This is a genomic window from Streptomyces sp. APSN-46.1 (assembly GCF_022815725.1).
GTDB lineage: Bacteria > Actinomycetota > Actinomycetes > Streptomycetales > Streptomycetaceae > Streptomyces.
This window is the reverse complement of sequence record NZ_JALGRF010000004.1, coordinates 208594-225780: the sequence shown is the minus strand read 5'-3', so window position 1 is coordinate 225780 and position 17187 is coordinate 208594. Positions and strand designations below refer to the sequence as shown.

Annotated in this window: 20 protein-coding genes; 10 read left to right on the top strand and 10 right to left on the bottom strand. The window is 69.7% G+C overall.

The window, feature by feature from the left end; translation table 11 throughout:
* Window positions 1-60: 60 nt before the first annotated feature.
* Window positions 61-288: a DUF5326 family protein gene (locus MTF65_RS15425; RefSeq protein WP_243629259.1), complete on the bottom strand. Its 228-nt coding sequence runs from the start codon at window positions 286-288 to the stop codon at window positions 61-63.
* Window positions 289-433: 145 nt separating this feature from the next.
* On the bottom strand, window positions 434-751 hold the full coding sequence (locus MTF65_RS15420; protein WP_243629258.1) for a cupin domain-containing protein: 318 nt from the start codon (window positions 749-751) through the stop codon (window positions 434-436).
* A 90-nt stretch (window positions 752-841) separates the two neighbouring features.
* Here MTF65_RS15420 and MTF65_RS15415 point away from each other — a divergent pair, with 90 nt between their 5' ends.
* From MTF65_RS15415 to MTF65_RS15405, 3 genes are all read left to right on the top strand, one after another.
* Window positions 842-1222 (top strand): phage holin family protein, encoded by a 381-nt coding sequence (locus tag MTF65_RS15415; RefSeq protein WP_243629257.1) that lies wholly within the window; start codon window positions 842-844, stop codon window positions 1220-1222.
* A gap of 12 nt (window positions 1223-1234) precedes the next feature.
* On the top strand, window positions 1235-2395 hold the full coding sequence (locus MTF65_RS15410) for a cystathionine gamma-lyase (RefSeq protein WP_243629256.1): 1161 nt from the start codon (window positions 1235-1237) through the stop codon (window positions 2393-2395).
* A 90-nt stretch (window positions 2396-2485) separates the two neighbouring features.
* Entirely contained in the window at window positions 2486-2965 is a 480-nt protein-coding gene (locus MTF65_RS15405; RefSeq protein ID WP_243629255.1) for an NUDIX domain-containing protein, read from the top strand.
* A gap of 73 nt (window positions 2966-3038) precedes the next feature.
* Here the strand turns inward: MTF65_RS15405 and MTF65_RS15400 are convergent, their stop codons facing one another.
* Together MTF65_RS15400 and MTF65_RS15395 are read right to left on the bottom strand one after the other, a co-directional pair.
* Entirely contained in the window at window positions 3039-4382 is a 1344-nt protein-coding gene (locus MTF65_RS15400) for a globin domain-containing protein (protein WP_279399095.1), read from the bottom strand.
* Window positions 4369-5019: an HAD family phosphatase gene (locus MTF65_RS15395; RefSeq protein WP_243629254.1), complete on the bottom strand. Its 651-nt coding sequence runs from the start codon at window positions 5017-5019 to the stop codon at window positions 4369-4371. Before MTF65_RS15395 ends, MTF65_RS15400 begins: the two co-directional genes overlap by 14 nt.
* A 119-nt stretch (window positions 5020-5138) precedes the next feature.
* Between MTF65_RS15395 and MTF65_RS15390 the strand changes: the two genes are divergently transcribed.
* Genes MTF65_RS15390 through MTF65_RS15380 form a run of 3 tightly spaced genes read left to right on the top strand, consistent with a single transcriptional unit; the run spans window position 5139 to window position 7741 of the window.
* The gene (locus MTF65_RS15390; protein WP_243629253.1) at window positions 5139-6032 is read left to right on the top strand and encodes a GNAT family N-acetyltransferase; all 894 of its coding nucleotides are present in this window, start codon (window positions 5139-5141) and stop codon (window positions 6030-6032) included.
* 15 nt (window positions 6033-6047) lie between these two features.
* Entirely contained in the window at window positions 6048-6509 is a 462-nt protein-coding gene (locus MTF65_RS15385; RefSeq protein WP_243629252.1) for a GNAT family N-acetyltransferase, read from the top strand.
* Window positions 6510-6565: 56 nt separating this feature from the next.
* On the top strand, window positions 6566-7741 hold the full coding sequence (locus MTF65_RS15380; protein ID WP_243629251.1) for a winged helix DNA-binding domain-containing protein: 1176 nt from the start codon (window positions 6566-6568) through the stop codon (window positions 7739-7741).
* 14 nt (window positions 7742-7755) lie between these two features.
* Here the strand turns inward: MTF65_RS15380 and MTF65_RS15375 are convergent, their stop codons facing one another.
* Both MTF65_RS15375 and dnaB read right to left on the bottom strand, forming a co-directional pair.
* Entirely contained in the window at window positions 7756-9141 is a 1386-nt protein-coding gene (locus tag MTF65_RS15375; RefSeq protein WP_243629250.1) for a serine hydrolase, read from the bottom strand.
* Between the two features lie 9 nt (window positions 9142-9150).
* The gene (gene dnaB, locus MTF65_RS15370) at window positions 9151-10614 is read right to left on the bottom strand and encodes a replicative DNA helicase (RefSeq protein WP_243629416.1); all 1464 of its coding nucleotides are present in this window, start codon (window positions 10612-10614) and stop codon (window positions 9151-9153) included.
* A gap of 451 nt (window positions 10615-11065) precedes the next feature.
* Between dnaB and MTF65_RS15365 the strand changes: the two genes are divergently transcribed.
* The gene (locus MTF65_RS15365; RefSeq protein ID WP_243629249.1) at window positions 11066-12403 is read left to right on the top strand and encodes an MATE family efflux transporter; all 1338 of its coding nucleotides are present in this window, start codon (window positions 11066-11068) and stop codon (window positions 12401-12403) included.
* A 149-nt stretch (window positions 12404-12552) separates the two neighbouring features.
* On the opposite strand, the gene rplI is transcribed toward MTF65_RS15365, so the two are convergent.
* The 4 genes from rplI to rpsF form a co-directional block, all read right to left on the bottom strand.
* Window positions 12553-12999: a 50S ribosomal protein L9 gene (gene rplI / locus MTF65_RS15360; RefSeq protein WP_243629248.1), complete on the bottom strand. Its 447-nt coding sequence runs from the start codon at window positions 12997-12999 to the stop codon at window positions 12553-12555.
* Window positions 13000-13017: 18 nt separating this feature from the next.
* Window positions 13018-13254, bottom strand: coding sequence for a 30S ribosomal protein S18 (gene rpsR / locus MTF65_RS15355; protein ID WP_005315025.1), 237 nt, complete (start codon window positions 13252-13254; stop codon window positions 13018-13020).
* Window positions 13255-13297: 43 nt separating this feature from the next.
* Complete coding sequence (locus MTF65_RS15350; RefSeq protein ID WP_243629247.1) at window positions 13298-13891, bottom strand: single-stranded DNA-binding protein; 594 nt, start codon at window positions 13889-13891, stop codon at window positions 13298-13300.
* A 72-nt stretch (window positions 13892-13963) separates the two neighbouring features.
* Entirely contained in the window at window positions 13964-14254 is a 291-nt protein-coding gene (rpsF, locus tag MTF65_RS15345; RefSeq protein ID WP_004950685.1) for a 30S ribosomal protein S6, read from the bottom strand.
* Between the two features lie 248 nt (window positions 14255-14502).
* Between rpsF and MTF65_RS15340 the strand changes: the two genes are divergently transcribed.
* From MTF65_RS15340 to MTF65_RS15330, 3 genes are all read left to right on the top strand, one after another.
* On the top strand, window positions 14503-14814 hold the full coding sequence (locus MTF65_RS15340; RefSeq protein WP_243629246.1) for a hypothetical protein: 312 nt from the start codon (window positions 14503-14505) through the stop codon (window positions 14812-14814).
* A 131-nt stretch (window positions 14815-14945) separates the two neighbouring features.
* On the top strand, window positions 14946-16064 hold the full coding sequence (locus tag MTF65_RS15335) for a peptidoglycan bridge formation glycyltransferase FemA/FemB family protein (RefSeq protein WP_243629245.1): 1119 nt from the start codon (window positions 14946-14948) through the stop codon (window positions 16062-16064).
* A 68-nt stretch (window positions 16065-16132) separates the two neighbouring features.
* Window positions 16133-17164: an alanine racemase gene (locus MTF65_RS15330; RefSeq protein ID WP_243629244.1), complete on the top strand. Its 1032-nt coding sequence runs from the start codon at window positions 16133-16135 to the stop codon at window positions 17162-17164.
* Window positions 17165-17187 lie beyond the last annotated feature (23 nt).

Below are 17187 nucleotides of genomic sequence, written 5' to 3'. Positions count from 1 at the left end.
GTTTCGCCGCTCACGTTCCCTCACCTGGGTCAATCCCGCCACCGCTCGCGCGGGGCCGGTCTACCAATCCCCGGAGGAGGACTTCGTGCCGCCGCCGGTGAACTTCTTCACGACGAAGATCAGACCGCCGACGAGGGCGACGAGCAGCAGCAGCTTGAAGAGGAACCCGATCAGGGCGCCGAGGATGCTGGTGATCACGCCGCCGAACACGAAGAGCACGAGCAGCGGAACGGCGACCCACTTCACCCACCAGGGCATGCCTGCGAATGTCTCTCGGATCCCGTCCATGTCCTCAACCTCTTCCTCGTCCGTGACTTCCTGCTCTCGATGCTAGGAGGCCACGGGCCCGAGCGGGGACCCGCGAGCCCCCGGAGTCCCCTGACCCGCCCCCTAGGGGGATCAGGGGCCGGCTCTCAGTCCCAGGTCTGCCCGCTCAGCTCTCCGGCGGGGAGAAGACCACCATCACCTTCAAGTTCTCGGTGATGTGGTGGAACTTGTGGGGCACTCCGGCCGGGACGTAGACCACGCTCCCGTTCGCCACCGTCGTCGTCTCCTCCCCGACCGTGATCGAGGCGCGCCCGCTCACGACGAAGTACACCTCGTCCTGTCCGTGCGGCTGCTGAGGGTCGGTCTGCCCCGCGTCGAGCGCGTACAGCCCGACCGACATGTTCCGCTCCCGCAAGAACTGCAGATAGGCGCCGTCATGGGCGGCCCGCTCCGCTTCGAGTTCGTCCAGCCGGAAGGCTTTCATCGTCGTTTGTGCCCCTTGTGTTCTCTTGCGCGGCGCCATCCGCAGATCTGCTGATGTCCCACCGGGATCTTCTCTGCCACGATCAGACACATGACGAATTTCGTAGTCAAGACGCTCGCCAACGCGGCGGCCCTGGCCGTCGCCATCTGGCTGCTCGCCGGCATCACCCTCGACGACGGCAGCAGCATGGGACGCCGGACCCTCACGCTGATCCTGGTCGCGCTGGTCTTCGGTCTGGTGAACTTCATCGTCAAGCCCGTGGTGAAGCTGCTCTCGCTGCCGCTGTTCATCCTCACCCTCGGGCTGTTCACCCTCGTGGTGAACGCGCTGATGCTGCTCCTGACTTCCTGGCTCGCGACGCAGTTCGACCTCAGCTTCCACGTCGACGGCTTCTGGACCGCGGTCCTCGGCGGCCTGATCATCTCCATCGTCTCCTGGGCCGTGAACATGGTCCTGCCCGAGAAGAACTGAGCGGGTCAACGCATGGACCACACCCCCGAATCAGCCGGGGCAGACCGGATCGGCGACGGCACACGCGCCGTCCGCGCCGGACTGCCCGAGCCCGTCAAGAACGAGCCGCCCCTGCCCGGGCCGGTCTTCGCCGCGCACTTCCACCTCCCGGGCGAGGTCGAAGGCCCGTACACCTACGGCCGCGACACCAACCCGACCTGGACCCTGCTGGAGCGGGCCATCGGCGAGCTGGAGGCCCCCGGCGAGGACGGTGTGGAGACCATCGTCTTCGCCTCCGGGATGGCCGCGATCTCCGCCGTGCTCCTCTCCCAGACGCGCAGCGGCGACACCGTCGTCCTGCCCGACGACGGCTACCAGGCACTGCCCCTGGTCCGGGAGCAACTGGAGGCGTACGGGGTGGTCGTGCGCACCGCCCCGACCGGCGCGGAAGCCCAGCTCGCGGTCCTCGACGGGGCCCGGCTGCTGTGGATCGAAACCCCGTCCAACCCCGGGCTCGACGTGTGCGACGTACGGCGCCTGGTCGAGGCCGCCCACGCCGGCGGCACCCTCGTCGCCGTCGACAACACCCTCGCCACCCCGCTCGGGCAGCGGCCCCTGGCACTCGGAGCCGATTTCTCCGTCGCCAGCGGCACCAAAGGCCTGACCGGCCACGGCGATCTGCTGCTCGGCTACGTCGTCTGCCGCGACCCGGAGCTCGCCGCCGCCGTCCGCCGGTGGCGGAAGGTCGTCGGCGCGATCCCCGGGCCCATGGAGGCCTGGCTCGCCCACCGTTCCCTGGCCACCATCCAGCTTCGCGCCCAGCGCCAGTGGGCCAACGCCCTCGCCGTCGCCGAAGCGCTGGCCGACCGCGCCGAGGTCACCGGGCTGCGCTACCCGGGGCTGCCCTCGGACGCCTCCCACAAGACCGCCGCGCGGCAGATGGCGGGCTTCGGGTCGGTCGTCTCCTTCACCCTGCCCGACCGCGGCCACGCGGAAAGGTTCATGACCGCCCTGCACCTGGTCGAGGACGCCACCAGCTTCGGCGGCGTACGGTCCACCGCGGAGCGGCGCGGGCGGTGGGGCGGCGATGCCGTGCCGGAGGGGTTCATCCGCTTTTCCGCCGGCGTCGAGGACACGGAGGACCTGGTCAGGGACGTGCTGCGGGCCCTGGACACTGCGGGCCCGGCCCTCTGAAGCTGCTGTGCGCCGCCGTGCACTGGTGAGCCCCCCGGATTCCGCGGCCTGACGCGTTTCAGAACCGGAGTCCTGGGCCACTCTTCTCCCATGACCGAACGTCCCGTGGTCAAACGCACCGCCCGCGCGATCTTGCTCGACGGTGACGACCTGATCCTCATCAAGCGCACCAAGCCCGGCGTCGATCCCTACTGGCTCACCCCCGGCGGGGGAGTGGAGCCTTCGGACGCCACCGTCATCGACGCCCTCCACCGGGAGGTCCACGAAGAACTCGGCGCGAAGATCACCGATGTGGTGCCCTGCTTCGTCGATACCGTCGAGCACATCGCCGCCGGCGGAGTGACCGGCGTGAAGGTGCAGCACTTCTTCGTCTGTCACCTGGAATCGATGGACCCCGGCCAACGGCACGGACCCGAAGTGGACCATCCGGAGGGGGAGTACGAGATCGTCCGCGTGCCGTTCAGCCGGGTCGGCATCGCCGCTGTCCATCTCGTCCCGCTGTCGCTGCGCCATTACCTCGACGGCAATATCGAGGGCGTTCGGGCCATGCACGCTCCCGACCTGGGCTGATCCGCGCCCCGTTCGCTGTCCCGGTCGCTGTCCCGATCCCCGTGCGCCTGAGGCCGGCGGAAGCCCGTCGGCCTCAGCCCGCGACGCCCGCCAGCTCTTCCACGGCATCGTGCCGGATCCGGTTCCCGGGGATCCCGATCCGCTTGAGAGCGTCCACGCCGCTACGGATCATCGCCGGCGGCCCCGAGATGAACGCGTCGTACGAGCTCCACGGGCCGTACTCACCGACCGCCTGCGGCAGCTGCCCGGCCAGCCCCTCGCCGATCACCGGCCGCACCGACAGCCACGGATACGAGCGCTGCAACCCCAGCAGGGTGTCCTTGTCGTACAGGTCGTTGTCGCTGCGCGCCCCGAAGAACACCTCCACCGGGCGCCGCTCGCCATGCTCGGCGACATCCTCGATCAGGGCCTTGATCGGGGCGATGCCGGTACCGCCGCCCAGGCAGAGCATCCCGTTGTCGGTGCTGTGGTCCACCACCATCGACCCGGCCGGTGGACCCAGCCGCAGCACGTCGCCCGGCCGGGCATGCCGCACCAGCGCGTTGGAGACCCAGCCGGCCGGGACCGCCTTGACGTGGAAGGACAGCAGTCCGTCGGCGCGCGGCGCCGACGCGAAGGAGTAGTGCCGCCACACGCGCGGCCACCACGGGGTCTCCAGGCTCGTGTACTGGCCCGCGAGAAACGTGTACGGCTGGTCCGGGCGCACCGTCAGCACGGCGATGTCCGGGGTGCGCAGGTCGTGGGAGACCACCTCCGCGCGCCACCACGCCGGGGCCCTGCGGCCGTCTTCCGCCGCGGCGTCGATCATGATCTGGGAGATCGCGGTGTACGCGCGGACCCACGCGGCCTCCGTCTCGGGCCCCCAGGTCAGCTCCGCGTACCGGGCCAGCGCGCCGATCAAGGCCTCACCGACCACCGGATAGTGGCCCGGCACGGTGCCGTACTTGCGGTGGCCGGTGCCCAGTCGGCGCAGATAGGGGACGAGCACGTCCGGGTTGTCGATGTGCTCGGCGGCGGTGAGCAGGGCCTTCAGCAGCCGGTCACGCTGCGCGTCCATGGCCGCCGGGAACATGGCCCGCACTTCGGGGTGCCCGGTGAACACCAGGGCGTAGAAGTACGAGGTCACCTTGTCGGCGACGGGTCCGATCTCCGCCAGGGTCCGGCGGATGAGCAAGGCATCCGGGGAGGGGTCGTCCGCACCGCCCCCGGAGGGTATCCGGCCCGTCCTCGGTCTTGCCGATCTGGGGGGCGGAGCGTCCATGCGGTGCCTCGCTTCGAACATCTCGGTCGGGTCTGCACACGCCACGGCCTCGAATCCGTGGTTCCGGGTTTCACAGCGTGCCAGCCGACCGAGGGGCTTGCGGGGGAATGCGGAAATTCCGGGTTTCGAACCCCCCTTCCCCTTAAGATGCCTCAACTCCCGGGCGCGCCAACCCCAATAGCTGGTATGCCTCTCGAAGGTCGCGTCCTTCGTAGACGTGGGTCGCGCGCTCCGCCAGATACGGCCGCGCGTTGACCGCCACCGACCGCGGAACCGCTTCAAAGAGCACCGCGTCGGTCAGCGAATCCCCGTACGCGACGCAGTCTGACCGGGTCACCCCGAACCGTGCGCACAGCTGGTCCGCCACATCGACCTTGCCCTCTGGCGTCAGGATCCCCGCCACGTCGAGAGGACCGGTGAACGGCACGGCCGGGTAGACCGAGCCGTGGGCGGCGTGCGCCCCCCACTCCATCAGCAGCTCCACGAAGAACGACGGCGACAGCGAGATCACCGCGCAGTAGTCCCCGCGTTCGTGGATCTCTCGCCACACCTCGCGGATCCCCGACAGCCACGGAGCCCCCTCGAACGCCGCCCGGACATGCGCGGGTGTCAGTTCCACCCACAGCGCGTGCGCGGCGATCGAAAACTCCTGCGGCGTGAGCTCCCGCGCGGCGAACGCGCGCTCCAGCTCACCGATCTCGGTGCTCACGCCAAGCTGCCGGGAGATCTCAACCGGCGCCGCCGAGCCGTACATCAGCGTCCCGTCGAGATCAAAGAGGTGCAGGAGAGTCATAGCACTGGAGGCTAGCCCGTTGGTTTCACGTGAAACAGGAGCGCCTCCCCGCTGTTTCACGTGAAACATCCACCCGCAAATCCCTGGACGACCTCCAGCTGGTGATCCACTCTGGGCCCGTGACACGACCACAGCTCACCGACCTGCCGATCCGCACGCTGACCGCGGAGGACCTCCGCCACTGCGCCGACCTCTCCCAAGACCGCGGCTGGCCGCGCGAAGACCACAAATGGGGACTGCTGCTCGCCGCCGGTGACGGCTACGGCATCGACGCCCCCGATGGGCAGGGTCTCGCGGCGGCCTGCGTCGTCACCCGGTACGGGCACCACGAGGGCACGCCGGATCTCGCCGCCATCGGCATGGTCCTCGTCGCCGACCGGTACGCCCGCCAAGGCCTGGGGCGCCGTCTGATGACGCACGTCTGCGACGACGTCCTCAAGGGCATTCCTCTCACCCTGCACGCCACTCCCTACGGCCGGCCCCTCTACGAGGAACTCGGGTTCGACACCACGGGCCGGGCGGAAATGCTCCGAGGCGTGTTCCGCCCCGACCACGGGGCCACCACCCCCGCGCCCGGCCCCGCCCCGGTGCGACCGGCCACCGCGGACGACCTCCCCGGGATCCTCCGCCTGGACGCCGAGGTCTTCGGCGCCGACCGGACCCACATGATCACGCGACTTCCCGCCTTCTCGGACCGTTTCCTCGTCGCCGAGGACGCGACCGGGGAGCTCATCGGCTACGCCGCCATCTGGCCCAACATGGAGACCCATGTCATCGGCCCGTTGATCGCCACCGACACCGCCGGAGCCCAGGCACTCGTGACCGCCCTCGCCGCTCTCACCGAACGGCCCCTGCGCACCGATGTCGATGTACGCCACGAGGAACTCCTCGCCTGGCTCAAGGAACGCGGCCTCGAGTCCGTCGCCTTCAACGCCGTCATGACCCGCGACATCCCCGGCCTCCCCGGTGACTGGACACGCCGCTGGGCGCCACTCACCGTGGCAGCGGGCTGAAAGAGGAACCCCACCATGACCGACACCCTTGAGCCGGCCATCCGACCCGCCACCGAGGACGATCTGCCGGCCATCGTCGCCATGCTCGCCGACGACCCCCTCGGCGCCGCCCGCGAATCCCCGGACGACCTCACCCCGTACCGCGCGGCCTTCAAGCGGCTGGCCGGAGACCCCTGCCAGCACCTGGTCGTCGCCGTCCGAGCGGACCGTGTCGTCGGCACCCTCCAGCTCACGATCGTCCCCGGCCTGTCCCGCAAGGGAGCCACCCGCTCCATCATCGAAGGCGTCCGCGTCCACGCCGATGAACGCGGCAGCGGCCTGGGCACCCGGTTCATCGAATGGGCCATCGACCAGTCCCGGCGGGAGAACTGCCAACTCGTGCAGCTCACTTCGGACGCGACCCGGACCGACGCCCACCGCTTCTACGAGCGGCTCGGGTTCACCGCCTCGCACGTCGGCTTCAAGCTGCAGCTCTGACCACGAGTGCCCGGAGGGCCGGGCCGCTGTCGGCAGCCCGGCCTACGATCAGGAGGATGAGCCCCAGCCTCCCCCTCATCACCGCCGCCGAACGCCGCCACCGGCTCGGGCGCCGACACCGCCTGGCTCCTTCGGCCCGTGCCACCACCGCGGCCCAGGCGGCGGACGCCGTCGTCGGCCTGCACGCCACGGACGCCGCGACCGTCTTCCTCTCCGTACGCGCCCGCCTCACCGAGAGCAGCCCTGCCACCATCGAGCGGGCCCTGTACGAGGACGTCAGCCTCGTCCGGCTGCTCAGCATGCGCAACACGCTCTTCGCCGTCTCCACCGAACTCGCCCCCTACGTGGACGCGTCCACCGCCCGGGGCATCGCCACCAAGGAACGTCGCACCCTCCTCAAACACCTCGCCGAGGACGGCCAGGGCCTCGACGCCGACTGGCTCGCCCAGGCGGAAGCCGCCGCGCTCAAGGCCCTCGACGCCCATGGCGCCTCCACCGGGAGCCAGATCTCCGCCGCCGTACCCGCGCTGCGCCAGAAGATCACCGTGGGCCGCGGCAAGAAGTACGAGACGGAGACGGGCGTCGCCACCCGCGTCATCCGCCTCTTGGCCGCCGACGGCCGGATCCGCCGCGAGCGGCCCCGCGGATCGTGGACCTCCAGCCAGTTCCGCTGGGTCCATACCGAACCCTGGCCCGCCCTGCCGGCCGCGGAAGCCCGCGCCGAGATCGCCCGCCGCTGGCTGTACGCCTACGGCCCCGCCACCGAGGCCGACCTCAAGTGGTGGACCGGTTGGACCCTCACCGACGTACGCAAGGCCCTCGCCGCGGTCGGCCCCGACCAGGTACTCCTCGACGACGGCAGCACCGCGCTCGTGAGCCCCGGGGACACCGCACCCGAAGCCGCCCCCGGGCCCTGGGCCGCTCTCCTGCCCGGCCTCGATCCGAGCGCCATGGGCTGGGCCGATCGCGGCTTCCACCTCGACCCCGCGTACAAGCCAGGCCTCTTCGACTACGCCGGCAACATCGGCCCGACCGTGTGGTGGAACGGCGAAATCGTCGGCGGCTGGGCACAGCGCCCCGACGGCGAGATCGTCTGGCGCCTGCTGGGAGACCCCGGCCGCGACGCCGGGCAGGCGATCGCCGCCGAGGCCGCCCGCCTCGCCCAGTGGGTGGGTGGCGCCCGCATCACCCCGCGCTTCCGTACCCCGCTGGAACGCGAACTCGGCGCCTGAACGGGCGGGGCCGGCTAACCGATGCCCCGCCAGCCCTGCGGGTCCACGCCGCCGGGCAGGGGCGCCTTCGCGTCGTACGGCTCACGCGTGAACATGAACGAGCCCAGGTCGAGATGGCTCACCGAACCGTCCGCCCGCCGCACGGCGCGCAGTGTCTCGCCCGCGTAGTAGCCGGACAGGCCCGTCCAACTGCCGTCCGCCTCCGCGCGGAAGCGGGCCGCTCGACCCGTCGCGCCCATCGGGCCGAGCTCCAGCAGCCCGTCCGCCGTGAGCCGCAGCACGTACGCCGACGTACCCCAGTACCAGGGGCCGCACAGCTCCAGCGCCACGGGATCCGCCTCCCGGAACGGCCGCCACGGTTCCGGGAACCGCGGCTCCGCCTCCGCGACGATCCTCACCAGGTCGGCGGCCAGCGTCGTGGCGGGCAGTCCCGACGTACAGTTCGCCAGCACCACCGCCGCCACATCGTCCGCCTCGCTGAACCAGATTCCCGCGACGAACCCCGGCAGCGAGCCGCTGTGTCCCACGAGCCTGCGCCCGCCGCTGTCCATCAGCTGCATGCCGAGCCCGTAGCCGAGGTCGGCGAAGCCAGGCTCCGGCGGAGCCGCCGGCGTTCGCATCTCCCGTACCGACTCCGCACTCAGCACCCGTTCGTCGCCGCGCGCGAGGAACACCGCGAAGCGCGCCAAGTCCCTCGTCGTGGACCACAGCTGACCTGCCGGGGCCATCAGTCCCAGGTCCTCCAGCGGCTCCGGCATCATCACGTCCGCCCACGGATGCACGGCCCACCCGCCCGCGTGCGGCGCCTGCGGCAGCAGGCTCGTGCGTTCGAGCCCCAGCGGCTCCAGCACCTCGGCCCGCAGCACCTCACCCCACGGCCTCCCGCGCAGGGCTTCGATGAGCGAACCCAGAAGCGTGTACCCGGGATTGGAGTAGTGGTGGCGTCGCCCGGGCTCGTGCCGGAGCGGCCTGTCCCCCAGCACGTCCGAGAGCTCCGGCCGCAGTGACGCCGGGGACCGCTCCCACCACTCGCCCGGCGTCTCCGCCGCCAACCCGGCGGTGTGCGCCAGCAGCTGGGCGATGGTCGCCTCGCCGGCGCCGGTCCCGGGCACGTATTTCTCCAGCGGATCCCCGAGCGCCAGCAGGCCCTCGTCCCGCAGCCGCATCACCAGCACAGCGGTGAAGGTCTTGCTGATCGACCCGATTCGGTACTGAACGTTCCCGTCGGGCCCGTGCCCGTCGACGCAGGTCCGCGAGCCCTCCCAGACCACCTCGGCGCCGCGCACGATGGCCGCGACCACCGAAGGAGCGCGTCCTTCGCTCTGCGCGACGGCGATCCGGTGCCTCAGCGCACGCCGGGTCGCGGGGAGCAGATCCAGATCTTCAGTTACGGCATCCATGATCGGATGCTACGTGTTGGCCATGTCCACGAACCGCGAATAATGGCCCTGGAAGGCCACCGTGATCGTCGCCGTGGGGCCGTTACGGTGCTTCGCCACGATCAGGTCCGCCTCGCCCGCGCGGGGCGACTCCTTCTCGTAGGCGTCCTCACGGTGCAGCAGGATCACCATGTCGGCGTCCTGCTCGATCGATCCGGATTCACGCAGGTCGGAGACCATCGGCTTCTTGTCGGTGCGCTGCTCGGGACCACGGTTCAGCTGGGACAGCGCGATCACCGGGACCTCCAGCTCCTTCGCCAGCAGCTTGAGGTTTCGCGACATGTCCGAGACCTCCTGCTGGCGGCTCTCGGGACGGCGCGAGCCGCCCGACTGCATGAGCTGGAGGTAGTCGATGACGACGAGCGAGAGATCGTTTCGCTGCTTGAGCCGGCGGCACTTCGCCCGGATCTCCATCATCGACAGGTTGGGCGAGTCGTCGATGTACAGCGGGGCCGCGGAGACGTCCGGCATCCGGCGGGCCAGCCGGGTCCAGTCGTCGTCCGTCATCGTGCCGGAGCGCATGTGGTGCAGCGCCACCCGGGCCTCCGCCGACAACAGGCGCATCGCGATCTCGTTGCGGCCCATTTCGAGGGAGAAGATGACGCTCGGCAGGTTGCTCTTGATGGAGCAGGCCCGTGCGAAGTCCAGCGCGAGGGTGGACTTACCCATGGCGGGGCGGGCCGCGATGACGATCATCTGGCCCGGGTGCAGGCCGTTGGTGAGCGAGTCGAGGTCGGTGAACCCGGTCGGAACTCCCGACATCTGGCCGCTGCGCGAGCCGATCGCCTCGATCTCGTCGAGGGCGCCTTCCATGATGTCGCCGAGCGGCAGGTAGTCCTCGGAGGTCCGCTGCTCTGTGACGGCGTAGATCTCGGCCTGGGCGCTGTTGACGATCTCGTCGACGTCGCCGTCCGCCGCGTATCCCATCTGCGTGATCTTCGTGCCGGCCGCGACCAGCCGGCGCAGCACCGCGCGCTCGTGGACGATCTCCGCGTAGTACTCGGCGTTCGCCGCCGTGGGCACCGACTGGACCAGGGTGTGCAGGTACGAAGCCCCGCCGACCTTGCTGATCTCGCCGCGCCGGGTCAGCTCGGCGCCGACCGTGATCGGGTCGGCCGGCTCGCCCTTGGCGTACAGGTCGAGGATGGCCTGGTAGATCGTCTCGTGCGAGGGACGGTAGAAGTCGTGGCCCTTGAGGACCTCGACGACGTCGGCGATCGCGTCCTTCGACAGCAGCATGCCGCCGAGCACGGACTGCTCGGCGTCCAGGTCCTGCGGCGGGACGCGTTCGAAGCCGCCGCCCCCACCGTCCCAGGAGCCTCCCTCGCGGCCCCGGTCCTGCTGGTCGTCCCCGCGGCCCCGGCCTTCACTGTTACGGCGCGGACGGGCGGGCAGACGGTCACCCGGACCGCTGTCGGCCCAGGGGTCGTCCATGGGCTCGGGCATACTCACCGGGCCGCCTCCTCCCGTCCGCAACGCGGACCTCGCCGTGCCACTCTTTCTACGACACGGCTCTGACATTTGGGGCACCCGAATCGGCTCTCGGCACGTCGGGCAACGCCCAACGGTAGGGCCGTATGCGACGTCAGCCAATCTTGTTATCCACAGGCTGTGTGGATGAGATGTGGATGACGGCGCCAATGCTGTGGGTAACTCCCTCGAAGCTGTGCACGGACCGGGGGACGGGGCTGTGGACAAAATCACCTGCCCCACCTCTGCACGGATCTGACCTGCGGTTTCTTCCTCCACCGGCTGTGGGGAAGAAAATTCTTGGGCACCGTTTCGAGATCGCCTCCAACGGGGTGTGACGAACGCCCGAGTCAACGCGACGGTAAGGACCAAAAGACCCTTGTATCTATTACCTGTGGAAGATTAGATTGAGCGCATGACACAGGCCCCCGCAGCACCGAAGGCTGCCCCGAGACGGCACGACCGCGAGATCTTCGCACTCGCCGTCCCCGCCTTCGGCGCCCTCGTCGCCGAACCCCTCTTCGTGATGGCCGACAGCGCCATCGTGGGACATCTCGGCACCCCGCAGCTCGCCGGCCTCGGCATCGCCGCCGCCCTGCTCACCACCGCCGTGAGCGTCTTCGTCTTCCTCGCCTACGCCACCACCGCGGCCGTCGCCCGCCGCGTCGGCGCGGGCGACCTCCAGGCGGCCATCCGGCAGGGCATGGACGGCGTCTGGCTCGCCCTCCTCCTCGGCGTGGCCGTCATCGCCGTCGTCATGCCTGCCGCGCCTTGGCTGATCTCCCTCTTCGGGGCCTCCGACACGGTCGCCCCGCACGCGATCACCTACCTGAGGATCTCCTCCCTCGGGATCCCGGCCATGCTCATGGTGCTCGCCGCCACGGGTGTCATCCGCGGCCTCCAGGACACCCGGACCCCGCTCTACGTCGCCGTCGGCGGCTTCACCCTCAACGGCGCCCTGAACGTCGCCCTGGTCTACGGCGCGGGCCTCGGCATCGCCGGCTCCGCCTGGGGCACCGTCCTCGCCCAGTGCGCCATGGCCGCCGTCTACCTCCTCGTGGTCGTCCGGGGCGCGCGCCGGCACGGTGCCTCGCTGCGCCCGGACGCGGCGGGGATCCGGGCCTGCGCCCAGGCCGGCGTACCGCTCCTGGTCCGGACGTTGTCCCTGCGCGCCGTACTCATCATCGCCACCGCCGTCGCCGCCCGGCTGGGCGATGCCGATATCGCCGCCCACCAGATCCTGCTCTCCCTGTGGAGCCTGCTGGCCTTCGCCCTGGACGCGATCGCCATCGCGGGACAGGCCATCATCGGCCGCTACCTGGGAGCGGGGGACACCGACGGCGCCCGGGCCGTCTGCCGGCGCATGGTGCAGTGGGGGATCGTCGCGGGCATCGTGCTCGGCTTCCTGGTCGTGCTGGCCCGCCCGGTGTTCATCCCGCTGTTCACCAGCGATCCGGTGGTCGAGGACGCCCTGCTGCCCGCCCTGCTGGTCGTGGCGATCTCCCAGCCCGTCTGCGGCGTCGTCTTCGTCCTCGACGGGGTCCTGATGGGCGCCGGCGACGGCCGCTACCTCGCCTGGGCGATGCTGCTCACCCTCGCCGTGTTCACTCCGGCGGCGCTGCTCGTCCCGACCGTGGGCGGCGGCCTGACCACACTCTGGTGGGCCATGACGCTGATGATGCTGGTCAGAATGGCCACGCTCCAGCTGCGCTCCCGCTCGGGCCGCTGGCTCATCGCGGGGGCCACCCGCTGAGGCACTCGTGAAACACGACGGGGGCCCGCTCGTGTTTCACGTGAAACGTCCGGCGTGTTTCACGTGAAACGTCCGGCGTGTTTCACGTGAAACATCCGGAAACGACGAAGGGCCGCACCCCTCGGGGTGCGGCCCTTCACGCGCAGCCCTTAGGCGGCGACGACCTCGATGCCCACGTTCGCGGCGACCTCGGCGTGCAGACGCACGGAGACCTGATACGAACCGAGGGTCTTGATCGGGGAGCCCAGCTCGACGCGGCGCTTGTCGACCTTCGGGCCACCGGACGCCTCGATCGCCGAAGCGATGTCGGACGGCGTCACGGAGCCGAAGAGACGACCGGCGTCACCCGCGCGGGTGGCCAGACGGACCTTGACACCCTCGAGCTTGGCCTTGACCTCGTTGGCCTGCTCGATGGTCGCGATCTCGTGGATCTTGCGGGCGCGGCGGATCTGCGCCACGTCCTTCTCGCCACCCTTGGTCCAGCGGATCGCGAAACCACGCGGGACCAGGTAGTTGCGAGCGTAACCGTCCTTGACGTCGACGACATCGCCGGCGGTGCCGAGGCCAGTGACCTCGTGGGTCAGGATGATCTTCATTAGTCGGTCACCCTTTCCTTATCGCGCGGTGGACGTGTAGGGCAGCAGCGCCATCTCACGGCTGTTCTTCACAGCCGTGGCGACGTCACGCTGGTGCTGCGTGCAGTTGCCGGTAACGCGGCGGGCACGGATCTTGCCGCGGTCGGAAATGAACTTCCGCAGCATGTTCGTGTCCTTGTAGTCCACGTACGCGGTCTTGTCCTTGCAGAACGCGCAGACCTTCTTCTTAGGCTTGCGCACAGGCGGCTTCGCCATTGTGTCTCTCCTGTGTGATCAAGAAGTGGGGATGCGAGCTGCCCTAGAAGGGCGGCTCGTCCGAGTAGCCACCGCCGGAGCCACCGGAGCTTCCGCCCCAGCCTCCCCCGCCGCCGCCCTGCTGCTGGCCACCGGCCGGCGCGCCGGACGCCCACGGGTCGTCGGAGGGAGCTCCGCCGCCCTGGGGAGCGCCACCGCTGGGGGCTCCGCCCCAGCCGCCGCCGCCACCCTGCTGCTGACCGCCGCCGCCGTAGCCACCCTGACCGCCGCGACCGGTGGTCTTGGCGACCTTGGCCGTGGCGTTCTTCAGGCTGGGGCCGACTTCCTCGACGTCCAGCTCGTAGACCGTGCGCTTGACACCCTCACGGTCCTCGTACGACCGCTGCTTCAGCCGGCCCTGCACGATGACGCGCATGCCCCGCTGAAGGGACTCGGCGACGTTCTCCGCCGCCTGACGCCAGACCGAGCAGGTCAGGAACAGGCCTTCGCCGTCCTTCCACTCATTGGTCTGCTTGTCGAAGATGCGGGGAGTGGACGCGACACGGAACTTCGCGACCGCCGCACCCGAGGGGGTGAAGCGCAGCTCGGGGTCGTCGACGAGATTGCCGACGACCGTGATGACGGTCTCGCCTGCCATGGATGAACCTCTCGGCGGGGATTTGCTCTGGGCTGCTGTGCTACTCGATCCCGATTACCGCTGAACCGAAGTTCAGTGGGTCTCGGGGCGAAGGACCTTGGTCCGGAGAACCGACTCGTTCAGGTTCATCTGTCGGTCAAGCTCCTTGACGACCGCAGGCTCGGCCTGAAGGTCGATGACCGAGTAGATGCCCTCGGGCTTCTTCTTGATCTCGTAAGCGAGACGACGACGGCCCCAGGTGTCGACCTTCTCGACCTTTCCGTTGCCCTCACGGACGACAGAAAGGAAGTTCTCGATCAGCGGGGAGACAGCGCGCTCCTCGAGATCGGGGTCGAGGATGACCATCACTTCGTAGTGACGCATGTGGAACCCACCTCCTTTGGACTCAGCGGCCACGGTCGTTCCGTGGCAGGAGGGTCGTGATGCGTGGCACGGCGACTGAGAACAGACACCGCGCAGACCGTACAGACTACCTGCTCGACTCCTTCCGGTTGAAATCCGGCAGCAGGGGGCCACAATCTGTACTCAACGGGTGTGCTCGGTGCTATGCCCCCGGCCCCTTCGGAGGCGGCCCGGCGCACCGCTCTGCTTCAGCCAGGAGGTGCCTTCCGATGGCACAGGCCATGCAACGCCAGCCCATCTCGCTCCTTTCGACCGACGGCAAGCCCCACCCGCTGCAGGACATCCTGGTGGCGGCCACCCTGATCCTCGGCGCCGTGGCGTTCGTCACGGGCTTCTTCGAGAATCTGCACCTGCTGAGCTCGTGGACCGGGCTGGTCGGAATCCTGACCGGCGCGTACGGACAGTTCATCTCCGAGACGACACGCGAGCGCTTCGCACTGATCGTCGGGCTTGGCGCCGCAGCCGTGGGCTTCTACCTCGGCATGTTCTACGGCGGCCTCTTCGGCGGCTGGCTGGGCTGACCGGCGTACCTCCGCGACAGGGCGCCGGCCTCCCACCGGCCCGGGCACGGCCCGTCCCCCAGATGGGTGGCGCCCTTGTCGCAGTAGGCTTCGCGCCATAGCCAGCGAAGCCGCCGGAGGAGACGCCCCGCATGAGCCTGTCCCTGAGGACCATCAGCCGAGAGCAGCATCTGGATTTCCTCCAGAGTCTGCCCTCGGCTAGCCACTGCCAGGTTCCGGCGTGGGCCGACGTGAAGAACGAGTGGCGCTCCGAGAACCTCGGATGGTTCAACGAGTCGGAAGAACTCGTCGGCGCCGCCCTCGTGTTGTACCGCCAGCTGCCCAAGGTGAAGCGCTACCTCGCGTACCTGCCCGAGGGCCCCGTCATCAACTGGTACGCCCCGAATCTGGAGGAGTGGCTCCAGCCGATGCTGGCGCACCTCAAGCACCAGGGCGCCTTCACGGTGAAGATGGGCCCGCCCGTCGTCATCCGCCGCTGGAACTCGGCCGCGATCAAGGCGGGCATCCAGGACCCCAACGTCAAGCGCCTGCGTGACGTGGAGGCTTCGGTCATCGAGCCGCGCGCGTTCGAGGTGTCCGACAAGCTCCGCCGGATGGGCTGGCAGCAGGGCGATGACGGCGGCGCCGGATTCGGCGACGTCCAGCCCCGCTACGTGTTCCAGGTGCCGCTCGCCAACCGCTCGCTGGACGATGTCCTCAAGGGCTTCAACCAGCTGTGGCGCCGCAACATCAAGAAGGCCGAGAAGGCCGGCGTCGAGGTCGTCCAGGGCGGCTACGAGGACCTGCCGACCTGGCAGCACCTGTACGAGATCACGGCCGAGCGCGACAAGTTCCGCCCGCGCCCACTCAGCTACTTCCAGCGCCAGTGGACGGCCCTCAACTCCGAGGACCCCAACCGGATGCGGCTGTACATCGCCACGCACGAGGGGGAGCCGCTGGCCGCCGCCACGATGCTCACCGTCGGCCAGCACGTCTGGTACTCGTACGGCGCGTCGGCCAACCACAAGCGCGAGGTGCGGCCCTCGAACGCGATGCAGTGGCGCATGCTGCGCGACTCGTACGCGCTCGGCGCGAGCGTCTACGACCTGCGCGGCATCAGTGACACCCTGGACGAGAACGACCACCTGTTCGGCCTCATCCAGTTCAAGGTCGGTACGGGCGGCGAAGCCGTCGAGTACGTCGGCGAGTGGGACTTCCCGCTGAACAAGGTGCTGCACAAGGCTCTCGACATCTACATGTCGCGGCGCTGAACCACAGCCGCCCCACCCACACACCGCACCGCTGCACAGGCGGTTTTCCAGAGAGGCTCCGGACGGGCATGGCGCTCACGCTCTACGTCGACACCGCGCGCTGGCGTGCGCACCAGAAGCAGATCCAGGACCAGTTCCCCGGGCTGGTCCCCGTCTGCAAGGGCAACGGCTACGGCTTCGGCCACGACCGGCTGTGCGAGGAGGCGACCCGGATGGGCGCCGACATCCTGGCCGTCGGGACCACGTACGAGGCCGCCAGCATCAAGGACAGGTTCGGCGGCGACCTCCTCGTCCTCACCCCGTTCCGGCGGGGCGAGGACCCGGTACCGCTGCCGGACCGGGTCATCCGCTCGGTGGCGTCGGTGGACGGGGTCCGCGGTCTGGTCGGCGCCAGGGTGGTCATCGAGTGCATGAGCTCGATGCGCCGTCACGGCATCTCCGAGCAGGAGCTGGGGCAGCTGCACGCGGCGATCGAGGACGTCCGCCTGGAGGGCTTCGCCCTGCACCTGCCGCTCGACCGCCCGGACGGCTCGGACGCCGTCGAGGAGGTCATCGGGTGGATGGACCGGCTGCGCGCGGCCCGGCTGCCGCTGCACACGATGTTCGTCAGCCACCTGAAGTCCCAGGAGCTGATCCGGCTCCAGCAGCAGTTCCCGCAGACCCGCTTCCGGGCCCGGATCGGCACCCGGCTGTGGCTGGGCGACCACGACGCGACCCAGTACCGCGGCGGGATCCTCGACGTCACGCGCGTTTCGAAGGGCGACCGGTTCGGCTACCGCCAGCAGAAGGCCGCGTCCGACGGCTGGCTCGTCGTGGTCGCGGGCGGCACCTCGCACGGTGTGGGCCTGGAGGCTCCCAAGGCACTGCACGGCGTGATGCCGCGCGCCAAGGGTGTGGCCCGGGCCGGTCTGGCCACCGTGAACCGGAACCTGTCCCCGTTCGTATGGGCGGGCAAGCAGCGCTGGTTCGCGGAGCCGCCGCACATGCAGGTGTCGATCCTGTTCGTGCCCTCGGACGCGACCGAGCCGAAGGTCGGCGACGAGCTGGTCGCGTACCTGAGGCACACGACCACGCAGTTCGACCGGGTGCTCGACGCCTGATCCGCCGGAGTCGGTGAGGGGGC

Excerpts from the sequence above, each read along its gene's own strand:
- MTF65_RS15425 (WP_243629259.1), bottom strand. The coding sequence starts at position 288 with ATGGACGGGATCCGAGAGACATTCGCAGGCATGCCCTGGTGGGTGAAG.
- MTF65_RS15420 (WP_243629258.1), bottom strand. The coding sequence starts at position 751 with ATGAAAGCCTTCCGGCTGGACGAACTCGAAGCGGAGCGGGCCGCCCAT.
- MTF65_RS15415 (WP_243629257.1), top strand. The coding sequence starts at position 842 with ATGACGAATTTCGTAGTCAAGACGCTCGCCAACGCGGCGGCCCTGGCC.
- MTF65_RS15410 (WP_243629256.1), top strand. The coding sequence starts at position 1,235 with ATGGACCACACCCCCGAATCAGCCGGGGCAGACCGGATCGGCGACGGC.
- MTF65_RS15405 (WP_243629255.1), top strand. The coding sequence starts at position 2,486 with ATGACCGAACGTCCCGTGGTCAAACGCACCGCCCGCGCGATCTTGCTC.
- MTF65_RS15395 (WP_243629254.1), bottom strand. The coding sequence starts at position 5,019 with ATGACTCTCCTGCACCTCTTTGATCTCGACGGGACGCTGATGTACGGC.
- MTF65_RS15385 (WP_243629252.1), top strand. The coding sequence starts at position 6,048 with ATGACCGACACCCTTGAGCCGGCCATCCGACCCGCCACCGAGGACGAT.
- MTF65_RS15380 (WP_243629251.1), top strand. The coding sequence starts at position 6,566 with ATGAGCCCCAGCCTCCCCCTCATCACCGCCGCCGAACGCCGCCACCGG.
- MTF65_RS15375 (WP_243629250.1), bottom strand. The coding sequence starts at position 9,141 with ATGGATGCCGTAACTGAAGATCTGGATCTGCTCCCCGCGACCCGGCGT.
- dnaB (WP_243629416.1), bottom strand. The coding sequence starts at position 10,614 with ATGGACGACCCCTGGGCCGACAGCGGTCCGGGTGACCGTCTGCCCGCC.
- MTF65_RS15365 (WP_243629249.1), top strand. The coding sequence starts at position 11,066 with ATGACACAGGCCCCCGCAGCACCGAAGGCTGCCCCGAGACGGCACGAC.
- rplI (WP_243629248.1), bottom strand. The coding sequence starts at position 12,999 with ATGAAGATCATCCTGACCCACGAGGTCACTGGCCTCGGCACCGCCGGC.
- rpsR (WP_005315025.1), bottom strand. The coding sequence starts at position 13,254 with ATGGCGAAGCCGCCTGTGCGCAAGCCTAAGAAGAAGGTCTGCGCGTTC.
- MTF65_RS15350 (WP_243629247.1), bottom strand. The coding sequence starts at position 13,891 with ATGGCAGGCGAGACCGTCATCACGGTCGTCGGCAATCTCGTCGACGAC.
- rpsF (WP_004950685.1), bottom strand. The coding sequence starts at position 14,254 with ATGCGTCACTACGAAGTGATGGTCATCCTCGACCCCGATCTCGAGGAG.
- MTF65_RS15340 (WP_243629246.1), top strand. The coding sequence starts at position 14,503 with ATGGCACAGGCCATGCAACGCCAGCCCATCTCGCTCCTTTCGACCGAC.
- MTF65_RS15335 (WP_243629245.1), top strand. The coding sequence starts at position 14,946 with ATGAGCCTGTCCCTGAGGACCATCAGCCGAGAGCAGCATCTGGATTTC.
- MTF65_RS15330 (WP_243629244.1), top strand. The coding sequence starts at position 16,133 with ATGGCGCTCACGCTCTACGTCGACACCGCGCGCTGGCGTGCGCACCAG.